The 10113-nt window shown below is 34.5% G+C and carries 10 protein-coding genes; 5 read left to right on the plus strand and 5 right to left on the minus strand.

The window, feature by feature from the left end; all coding sequences use genetic code 11:
• Nucleotides 1-41: 41 nt before the first annotated feature.
• Nucleotides 42-1592, minus strand: coding sequence for a murein biosynthesis integral membrane protein MurJ (gene murJ / locus D7V20_RS13480; RefSeq protein WP_171407824.1), 1551 nt, complete (start codon nt 1590-1592; stop codon nt 42-44).
• A gap of 70 nt (nt 1593-1662) precedes the next feature.
• Nucleotides 1663-2241, minus strand: coding sequence for a 1,6-anhydro-N-acetylmuramyl-L-alanine amidase AmpD (gene ampD, locus D7V20_RS13485; RefSeq protein ID WP_120384716.1), 579 nt, complete (start codon nt 2239-2241; stop codon nt 1663-1665).
• A gap of 182 nt (nt 2242-2423) precedes the next feature.
• Here ampD and nadC point away from each other — a divergent pair, with 182 nt between their 5' ends.
• Complete coding sequence (gene nadC, locus D7V20_RS13490; RefSeq protein ID WP_120384717.1) at nt 2424-3269, plus strand: carboxylating nicotinate-nucleotide diphosphorylase; 846 nt, start codon at nt 2424-2426, stop codon at nt 3267-3269.
• Between the two features lie 266 nt (nt 3270-3535).
• Nucleotides 3536-5413, plus strand: coding sequence for an LTA synthase family protein (locus tag D7V20_RS13495; RefSeq protein WP_120384718.1), 1878 nt, complete (start codon nt 3536-3538; stop codon nt 5411-5413).
• 6 nt (nt 5414-5419) lie between these two features.
• On the opposite strand, the gene D7V20_RS19865 is transcribed toward D7V20_RS13495, so the two are convergent.
• Together D7V20_RS19865 and rph are read right to left on the minus strand one after the other, a co-directional pair.
• Complete coding sequence (locus D7V20_RS19865; protein ID WP_171407825.1) at nt 5420-5584, minus strand: ABZJ_00068 family colistin stress protein; 165 nt, start codon at nt 5582-5584, stop codon at nt 5420-5422.
• Between the two features lie 345 nt (nt 5585-5929).
• Nucleotides 5930-6646 carry a ribonuclease PH gene (gene rph / locus D7V20_RS13500; protein WP_120384719.1) on the minus strand — a complete coding sequence of 239 codons (717 nt, stop codon included), beginning with the start codon at nt 6644-6646 and terminating at the stop codon, nt 5930-5932.
• A gap of 273 nt (nt 6647-6919) precedes the next feature.
• On the opposite strand from rph, the gene D7V20_RS13505 reads away from it, so the two are divergent.
• The 3 genes from D7V20_RS13505 to D7V20_RS13515 are packed head-to-tail and all read left to right on the plus strand — an operon-like array spanning nt 6920 to nt 8722.
• Complete coding sequence (locus D7V20_RS13505) at nt 6920-7471, plus strand: PAAR domain-containing protein (protein WP_120384720.1); 552 nt, start codon at nt 6920-6922, stop codon at nt 7469-7471.
• Between the two features lie 3 nt (nt 7472-7474).
• A complete protein-coding gene (locus D7V20_RS13510; protein ID WP_120384721.1) occupies nt 7475-8296 on the plus strand; it encodes a hypothetical protein in 822 nt (273 codons plus the stop codon).
• A gap of 3 nt (nt 8297-8299) precedes the next feature.
• Complete coding sequence (locus D7V20_RS13515; RefSeq protein WP_120384722.1) at nt 8300-8722, plus strand: hypothetical protein; 423 nt, start codon at nt 8300-8302, stop codon at nt 8720-8722.
• Nucleotides 8723-9629: 907 nt separating this feature from the next.
• On the opposite strand, the gene D7V20_RS13525 is transcribed toward D7V20_RS13515, so the two are convergent.
• On the minus strand, nt 9630-10113 hold a 484-nt coding region (locus D7V20_RS13525; protein ID WP_171407826.1), incomplete at its 5' end, for a fatty acid desaturase.

Here is a 10113-nt window from a genome sequence, read left to right on the forward strand (position 1 = left end):
CATCGCTATTGCGATGTTTTTTACTTTGAAGTAGGAGCTTTTTAATGTTTTAACTGTCTAGGTCTAAATCCTGCAGCGAATAGCGCAATCGCATAAGCAACAATACCCACAACACATAATCCAATCACTTCAAGAATGCGAAGCCATTGTGAAAGCGTGCCATCATACCAATTCATCGCATACCAAAGCGCTGCAATCATGGCCAAATTTGCAATTAAAAATTGGATAAATAATTTCTTCCAATGTGCGCCAAATCTAAAAATATCACGCTTATGTAAATAGAAATAAAGCATCCCCGCATTGACCAATGCCGAGCCTGACGATGCAATCGCCAATGCCATATGTTGAGCTTGCCAATCAATCAGTTTAAACAAACCAAGAAATACTACGTTGAGAATAGCGTTGGCTGCAACCGCCATTAAACCGACGCGTACAGGTGTTTTAGTATCTTGAATCGCATAAAACCCTGGGGCAAACACTTTAATCAGCATAAATGCAAGCACGCCACCACTCATGCATTGCAATGCTAGTGCTGTCATTTCTGTATCTCGAGCATCAAATGCACCGTGTTGGAAAAGTGCCTGAATAATCGGGGTAGAAAGCATGAACAATGCAATACTTGCAGGAACGCCGACCAGTACAATCACACGAGCAGCCCAATCGAGCATTTTTCTAAATTTAGCCTGATCTTGTTCAGCTTTGCTCATCGATAATGATGGCAGAATCACTGTACCAATGGCCACACCAATCAAACCTAAAGGTAGCTCCGTCATACGTTCCGCACTGTACAGCCATGATACAGAGCCATCTTGCATGAATGATGCCCAAACGGTATTCAACAATAAATTAATTTGAGTCACCGATACACCGAACAGCGCAGGTAACATTAATTTGAGAATACGATCAACGCCTTCATGTTTAAAATCCACTTTGGGTGGAATCAGTAATTTTCTCTTCCACAGTTCAGGAATCTGAATCGCAAGTTGTAAGACCCCTGCCACAATAACAGCCCAACCCAAGACCATAATCGGTTGTTCAAGATTTGACGCAAAACACCACGCGCCGACAATCATGGCAATATTTAACAGAACTGGAGAAAATGCAGGTGAAGCAAACGAACCATAACTATTTAAAATACTGCTGGCAAACGCTGTTAACGACATAAACATCAGATAAGGAATGGTTAACCGGAACATATCTACTGCAAGATCAAATTTAGCAGGATCATTGTGGAAACCGGGCGCATAAACATACAAAATCACAGGTGCAATGATCATGCAAACCAAAGTCAGCAAAGACATCACCATGAGCAAACAGCCAAAAACCCGACTAATTAGAATTTGTACTTCTGCATGTAATTTAGTGGTTTTATATTCAGTTAATACTGGAATAAAGGCCTGAGAAAAAGCCCCTTCAGCAAATAAACGTCTAAAAAAGTTAGGAATACGAAATGCGACAACAAATGTGTCAAAATCCTTACCTGCACCAAACACATTAAGCAAAACCATGTCTCGAACTAATCCTAAGACTCGTGACAACATGGTCATTGCACTAACAATAAAGGTGGATCGCCACAGCGCCATCGTATTCACCTAGTTAAAATAAAGTCGCTATTGTAATTAAATATTCTTAAAATTGGGTTGTTAAATCATAAACAAATGTTTATTTTGCTTTGGATTTTTTCTGAGCAAGCGCTTCTCTAAAATATTGCCATTGAAAATGTGGTCCTGGATCGGTTTTACGCCCTGGTGCAATATCAGAATGCCCTGCCAAATGTTGATCTGTTTTAGGATAAGCTTTTTGCAAACTTGCAACTACATCGGCCAATATTTGATATTGAATGTCTTCAAAATCAGTATCATCACTGCCTTCTAGCTCAATGCCTATCGAATAATCATTACATTCAACTTTACCCAAATAACTCGAACGCCCTGCATGCCAAGCACGATCTTTGAAGTTGACGAATTGTAAGACTTCACCCGTTCTTAAAATCAGTAAATGGGCAGAAACCTGTATCCCTTGAATGGTTTGAAAATAGGGATGCAACGACCAATCCAATTGATTCTGAAAAAATTGTTCAATATAACCACCACCAAACTGCGAAGGAGGCAAACTAATATTATGAATGACAATCAGTTGAATTTCAGAATGTTCAGGTCGTTGATTATAATTCGGAGATGGGACTTGTCTTGCGCCAATAAGTTGCCCATTTTCAACCTGAAATAGTGCTGCTGACTGCATGTGTTATTCCTAAAGAACCGTCTATTTTCAATCTATTTATTTAATGTCAATCTGACGATTTCACCAAATAAAGCTTTGAATTTAGTTTACTCCGATCTGTATAAAATAAAAACTTCTTCAAACTTGCAATGACAATGCTAATATATCGCACAAATTTTAGGATGAACCGAAAGGGATTTTCCATGAGTATTTCAAAAGCATTGCTTGAGCAATCGATTCAAATGAATATCCAACAAGCTTTGCAAGAAGATATCGGTGAGGGGGATATTACCGCCCTACTTACACCCGAAGATGAGCAGGCTACAGCAACAATTATTACCCGTGAAGACATGATCCTTGCAGGTCAACCATGGGTCAATGCACTGATCCAAGCCTATGATCCATCTGTACAAATTACATGGTTAAAAAATGATGGCGAGTTAGTCAAAGCCAATGAAGCTATTTATAAACTCGCGGGTTCTGCACGTAGTTTGCTTACGGTTGAGCGCCCTGCTTTGAATTTTGTACAAACGTTATCTGCTGTAGCCACTAAAACGGCTGAATACATCAAATATCTTGAAGGTACATCAACCAAACTACTCGATACACGTAAAACCTTACCGGGTTTACGTATTGCCCAAAAGTATGCAGTTGCTGTTGGTGGCGGACAAAACCATCGTTTAGGTCTATTTGATGCCTTTTTAATTAAAGAAAATCACATTATGGCGGCAGGCAGTATTGCACAAGCAATTGCCAAAGCACACCAAATTGCACCAGGTAAACCTGTTGAAGTTGAAGTCGAAACTTGGGATGAACTTGAACAAGCGATTGAAGCCAAAGCTGATATCGTGATGCTAGATAATTTTAGTCAACAACAAATGATCGATGCTGTTAAACATGTCGCAGGCCGTTGCAAACTTGAAGCATCTGGTAATATTACACTTGAGAATTTAAGTGAAGTTGCACAAACAGGCGTAGATTACATTTCGATGGGTGTATTGACTAAAGATGTAAAAGCAATTGATCTATCAATGCGTTTTAATGCTTAATTAATTAAAGAAAATAAAGCCATAACTCCGTAGTGAATTATCACTGCTGAGTTATGGCTAATCTAAATTGCTTAGTCATATTCACAATCATGACAAAATTAAGATCATGGATATATTGCTTATTTATAGTTCTAATTTTCAAGTTTTATCTTTTCTTAATTTTTTCACTCAATAATGCTTACAAAATAAGCAATACATGCATAGAAAAACCTTGTAGATAAGCCTATAATTATTGTCCATTCCAAATCATCTCTGAAATTAAGCCAATGAAGACTTTGAAACAACAAGTTTTGTTTTTACTTGTCGCTTTTTTATCTGTATTTGCTTTTTTCTTATACCAAGAAGATATCACGCGTTTCTTTCAGTTACGTGACATCTACTTAAAACCACGCTTATTTAAATATGGCTTTTCAATTCTATTGAACTATGCCTTTATCAGCTTATTTTACTTAATTTTAAGAAAGACTTTTTCCACGATATTATTGAGTCAGTTCATTATTTTTTTATTGACCTTTATCAATATCAAAAAAGAACAATACCTTTCAGCAAGCTTGGTTCCAAGCGACTTTCTATTATTTAAAGAAACCTTTATTGCTTCGCCCATTTTTCTAAAAATTGCAGTATTTGCCAGTATTGCTGTTTTTATTGCGCTATTTGTATTCATTTATAAAAAAGAAAAACTTGGCACAAAACCATTATGGTTGACCAATAGTCTTTTGTCGGTGGCAATTCTTGGCTTTTTTGTGACTGCAAATTTTAAAAATAATTTTAGTGAATCTTGCGCCAATGCGAAAAAAGACTCCATTTGCCAATATACACAATATTTACCCAATACCCGTGGTGATTGGATCGGTGATCACCTCACCATTAAATATTTAGGTTTTTCGACCTTTTTCTTTTCGAAATCTGTGGATAGTTTGAATAATAAAATTTTTCAAACTGAAGTGATTCCTGAACAACAAGTTGCTACATTTTATCAGCCAATTGCTCATGACAATTTGCCTGCGCAACAGGCAAAGTCTGAAAATAATAAAAAAGTTGAACCGCAACCATTACCCAACATTGTATTTGTGATGAGTGAATCACATTGGGATGCCACGCAACTTGATAAAAGTATTCCACGAAATATCACACCAACGATTAACAAAAATCAGGTGTCTAGCTTGCTATCACCAAGTTTTGGGGGTGGTACAGCCAATGTTGAATTTGAAGTTTTAACCAGCTTAAATACTTATTTAAATCATAATGAATTGGCTTATGTATCTAAATTAAAACGCCCAACCTATTCATTACCCATGTATTTAAATAGCTTAGGTTATGAAACGACAGCAATGCACAATAACGGGAAATATTTTTATAACCGTAGCGCTGTTTATCACAACTTAGGTTTTAATCGTTTTACCTCGATTGAAAATATGATCAACATGGCTGATCGCGCGAAATACATCAATGCGGCAGGTTGGGCAACAGATGATTTGATTTATAACAGTATTGAAAATCAGCTCAAAAATACCGATAAGCCACAGTTTATTTATGCGATTAGTGTTGAAAACCATCCGATGTACAGTGATGATCGTTTTGGTAAAGATCACTTTAAAATCAATAAAAAAGGAATCAGTGATAGCAGTAAACGTGCATTAAATACGTATTTGACGGGTATGCAACGTGCCGATGACAAATTCAAGACATTGATTGAAAATGTAAAACAGCTCGATCGCCCAACCATTGTGATTTTCTTCGGAGACCATTTACCCAACTTGCAAAAAGTTTATGATGAGTATGGTTTCTTCAAGTCTGAGCAAGAAAAAACGGAGAAAAAAAATGTGCGTTTCTTTGAAACGCCTTTGGCTGTTTGGGCAAACTTCCCGATTGATAAAAAGCAATTTCAAGGTCAATTTGTTGCGGCACATTTCCTTGCACCAAGAGTTTTAGCAGCAGCGCATGTACCTCTTTCACCTTATTATAATTTTGTTGATAAAGTGAATTCTTGCTATAAAACAGTTCACCAAACAGGCACTCAAACGCAAAAAGCTTGTGACTTCAACTCAGCTGAAATTCTTCAACAATATAAAGACATGAATATGGATGTGTTGAATGGGAAGAATTTTACTTATCAACTCTTACAAGCCAAAACTGAAAGCTAACACAATTCAGGCCGATTCTTCACGATCGGCTTTTTTCAAATCTTGTTGAAAATGTTCAGTCTTTTGTGAATTTTGTGCAGTTGTATCTTGTCGATCCAATCGGTCTAAGCGAGGATCACTGGCCATTAACACAAAAGTAATCATGGCAAAAAGGAAAATCAGAATTTGCATATTTACACCGAGACTTATATTTAAATTGCAAATAGCTTAATTGATCCCTTTTTAGATGGTTTGAACAAGTTGTATGAAAACCAATACGGCTTTTGATGAGTTTTGTATCTCGTAGCCACACTACATGACTTGAAACTTAAATCAGTAACATCACGCAATTGCTGTTGTATTTATCATGCTGACTCTTTGACCACGATGTAACTAAGCACCGTTAAACCAGAGGAAAATTCACATCAAGATTCAGTAGTATTTTATCCATTCTTCTATTTATATTGAGAAACAATTATTTTCTAAATAAAAACGCACCCTAGAGTGCGTTTGACCACCACTTAAATTGCTTTTGTATTACCAACCAAGTGCTTCTTTTTGTTTCTTAACTAATTCTTGAATCCCCTTTTCGGCCATTTCAAGCATTGCATTTGATTGCGCACGTGTAAAAGGTTTGTCTTCAGCTGTCCCTTGAATTTCAATAAATTCACCAGCTTGCGTCATAACCACATTTAGGTCAGTTTGGCAGTTAGAATCTTCTTCATAACAAAGATCAAGTAAGACTTCATCTGCATAGATTCCCACTGAAACCGCAGCAACTAAACCTTTTAGCGGATCATGCTTAATTTTCTTTTTCTCAAGCAATACATTCATTGCATCGATTAATGCAACTGCTGCACCAGTAATCGCCGCTGTACGTGTACCACCATCCGCTTGAATCACATCACAGTCAATCGTAATGGTGTTTTCACCTAATTTTTTCAAATCCACCATCGCACGTAAGCTACGACCAATTAAACGTTGGATTTCTTGTGTGCGACCCGATTGTTTACCACGTGCTGCCTCACGGTCGCTACGCGTATGTGTAGAACGTGGCAACATACCGTATTCAGCTGTCACCCAACCTTGCCCCTGACCTTTGAGGAAACGTGGTACTGAATTGTCAATACTCGCTGTACACAGCACTTTTGTATGACCAAATTCAACCAATACAGAACCTTCCGCATAACGTGTGTAGTTTCGGGTAATTTTAACATCACGTAATTGATCTAATGCACGTTGGTCGATACGCATGGTTTATCCTTATGGGATTTAAAAATATTGCGCATAAGTATAACAGATGCGAGAGAGATGGTTTTGTTACAAGAGGATGGTTTTTAAAATTGGTAGATGGCCAGTCTTTTGAGCTTAAGTTAAAGTTAAGCTATGGTGTAGTGCAATTGATATAGGTTTTCACATTATTTTCAATTACTTATTATGACACATAAATTAAAACAATTTTAAGTTCAGATTTAATATTGATTGTGCTTTAATAAGCACATTATTAATTAAAAATACAAAATAAAAATGAAAGCATTTATCACAGTCGGCTGTAAAACGGATCATGGTGGAATCATTATTCTTGGTGATTCTTCTTTTATAATTGAAGGTAAAGCCGTACATCTCGATGGGATGACACACTATTGCCCTAAATGCCAAGTCCAATCGAAAGCGATCGCATCCAACCAAGGCTTTATGACTGTAAATGGTAAAAGTATCGTCGTTGCGAATGATACTTCAACGTGCGGGGCAAAATTTATAAAAATTTCCGATCTTGTGGTTATGGATCGTGGGACGGGAAATAGCAGTTCTAATTCCCAAATAGCCTCTTTAACCAATAACTTTATTAGTAAACCAAATCAAACTTATGATGAGCAAATACAGTTAGAAAACATAAATGGTGAACCTTATACAAATGTTGAGTATATCGTCACTTTTGAGGATGGCTCTACACATAAAGGAATAACTGATAACGAAGGGAATACCGAAAGACTAAAAACAAAAGAAGTTTTAAAAGTAGTCACTATTGATATCCTCATTGATAGTAGTTGCAATGAATCTTGTTCTTGTGGAGCATAAATAATGAATTTTAAAATTGTGCCTGATTTACATTTACCAGACGTACCAGGATTCAAATTGCCCAACATGCCTGAATTACCTTCAGGAAAATCAGTTATAAGATTCGTAACCGATAAAATTACAACGAACACTGTTGCAAAATCAAAAGTTATTATTCGAGAAGATGAATCAAAAAAATATCGATCTTTAACATCTGGCGAAATAGCGATGTGTCAGAAAATATTTAAAGATTCAATAGACTACAGTAAAGTTAAAATAATAAATAAAGCTTTTTTACCTAAACAAGATGTACCCGTTACGCCACATGGAAGTCCTTATTATCCTGAAAATTTAACAGGAACTGACGTTTATCAAAATGACTTTGCTAATCCCCAATTTAATGGTAATACAAATGTTGGAAATGGTCGTGATTTTAAAATAATATCAAAAATGACTTTTATTCATGAAATGACACATGTGTGGCAACATCAAAAAGGACTAAATTTGATAAAGAGAGGTTTAATTTTACAGCCATTGGATAGAATTATTCCTGATAATATTTATGATGCATATTCATATCAACTTAAACATGGTTCAAATTTTAATGATTTTAATTTTGAACAACAAGCAACTATTGTGTCCGATTACTTTGGAATATTATCTGGTTTTAGTGAAAAAAATTTTAGTGCATATTGGAGAAAATATTCCAGCCCATCTTGGAAAAAATATATTCAAGACTTAATGCATCCGATAATCAATGACCCAAGTGGGTTCAAACTTAAAGGTATAGCATTAGACAATCCAATTGCGACAATAGCATCAACTTTATATTTTATTGTGATATAAAAAATGAAAAATAATTTTCTTATTTTATCAATCATATTATTTTCTTTAATTGGTTGTAAAAAAAAATATGAAGAAACCTTTGAATATAAAATATTTGATAAAGAAATATGTGCGATAAAAAATAAAATAGTGGAAAAATCCAATAAAATAAATTGGTTATTTCCAGAAGTAAGAAATTCAACTGGTAAGGTCATTAGCGAAAATTTAAAAATCGATAAAAACACAACAGAATACTTATTTTGTTCTGATTTAGATAATTTTAAAAATGAGCTAGGGGAAGGAATTATACAATCTGATATAGCAATTGAATTAGATTATACTTCATCAGTACAAGAGTATAATTTAAGAAATTACTCTTGTATTATTAATAACACAATAAAGTTAAATTTATCTAAACAGGATTTACATAAGATATGTATAAAATGATATAATCATAGAAAATACAAAGAGAAGTAGTTTTTTTGAACGTATTGATTTAAAAATAATGTATTGTTGTTTATATTACATATTTATAATTTATACTAATTAAATTCAACCCTTTTTTATATAAAAATAAGAATTAAATCCACATTTAGTTAAGAATAATTAATTTACAAATATTTGGTTTATAATATTCAACTTACATAAGTGCTCAAATAAAGATATATCTATTAAATTATAAAATGGCCAATAATTATCAAAAGTATTAATATACTTAGTATTTGTTTACTATCATTATTTTCAATTGGCTGTAAAGAAAAAAGAGTCCGTTATTTTCAATATGAAATTGTAAATAATGAGAGTATTTGCTCACTGAAACCTAAGGAGATTCTTGAATCTAAAGAATTTTCAATGTTTGATACATTTTTTAGAAACATATATTCAAGTTGAACTACAAAAAGGAAAAACCTTTAGACAATATGAATTTATAAACTATTTATGTTTAAGTCAAAATAATTCACTAAAAAAATTTAGTATAAGCAATAGTCGTTCAAAAGAATGCTGATATTTTAAATCAATAATAAGCCTCTTTCATAAATAAAAAAATAATCAGTTAATTGCTTATTTTTAAAACAAAATATTTCTGAGTCCCGATGCAAAAGGAACAATTGAAGATATTGGACTAGATAAAGCTGAAAAAGCATCATAAGAAACATTTTGGTACCAAAATTCTAGATAATGATTGTCGAAAGCTATATTAACATTTTCCGAGTTATCTAAAAAATTAATGTAGAAAGGTAATTGAAATCAGTAACACTCATAGGAAAAGCCCAATTTACATAAATTAGGCTTCTAAATTTTGATATTTAATAACTTTGCTTAAACAAAATAATACAACCAACTCAATCCTCTTTTAAGCAAAAATTCCCTTCACCTTTTGCAAAGACTGCGTAATCGTCGAGGTCCAGTTATTGGGTAAAGAACACTTCGCCAAGCGCACCCATACACTCCAAAACTGTTGCAAAAAGTTGGCTTCATTGTAGTTGATACCATATTCTTCACATAAAGTTTTAATTTTAGGTGCAACTTCAGAATAACGATTGGCAGGCATATCTGGGAATAAATGATGCTCAATTTGATGGCTTAAATTTCCACTCAAAATATGCAGCCAATCCGTACCTGTGAAATTACTCGAACCACGAATCTGACGTAAATACCACTCTGCACGTGTTTCATTTTCAGTATTATCCGCCTCAAAAGTTTCAGCATCTTCGGTAAAATGACCATTAAAAATCACTGCCGATGCCCATAAACTACGGATCACATTGGCAATCGCATTTCCTGCCAAAACAGGTAAAGCATTCGGCCCTGCAATCACTGGGAAAAATACATAATCT

It is taken from the genome of Acinetobacter rongchengensis (assembly GCF_003611475.1).
GTDB lineage: Bacteria > Pseudomonadota > Gammaproteobacteria > Pseudomonadales > Moraxellaceae > Acinetobacter > Acinetobacter rongchengensis.

Excerpts from the sequence above, each read along its gene's own strand:
- nadC (WP_120384717.1), top strand. The coding sequence starts at position 2,424 with ATGAGTATTTCAAAAGCATTGCTTGAGCAATCGATTCAAATGAATATC.
- D7V20_RS13505 (WP_120384720.1), top strand. The coding sequence starts at position 6,920 with ATGAAAGCATTTATCACAGTCGGCTGTAAAACGGATCATGGTGGAATC.
- D7V20_RS13495 (WP_120384718.1), top strand. The coding sequence starts at position 3,536 with ATGAAGACTTTGAAACAACAAGTTTTGTTTTTACTTGTCGCTTTTTTA.
- ampD (WP_120384716.1), bottom strand. The coding sequence starts at position 2,241 with ATGCAGTCAGCAGCACTATTTCAGGTTGAAAATGGGCAACTTATTGGC.
- D7V20_RS13510 (WP_120384721.1), top strand. The coding sequence starts at position 7,475 with ATGAATTTTAAAATTGTGCCTGATTTACATTTACCAGACGTACCAGGA.
- rph (WP_120384719.1), bottom strand. The coding sequence starts at position 6,646 with ATGCGTATCGACCAACGTGCATTAGATCAATTACGTGATGTTAAAATT.
- D7V20_RS19865 (WP_171407825.1), bottom strand. The coding sequence starts at position 5,584 with ATGCAAATTCTGATTTTCCTTTTTGCCATGATTACTTTTGTGTTAATG.
- D7V20_RS13515 (WP_120384722.1), top strand. The coding sequence starts at position 8,300 with ATGAAAAATAATTTTCTTATTTTATCAATCATATTATTTTCTTTAATT.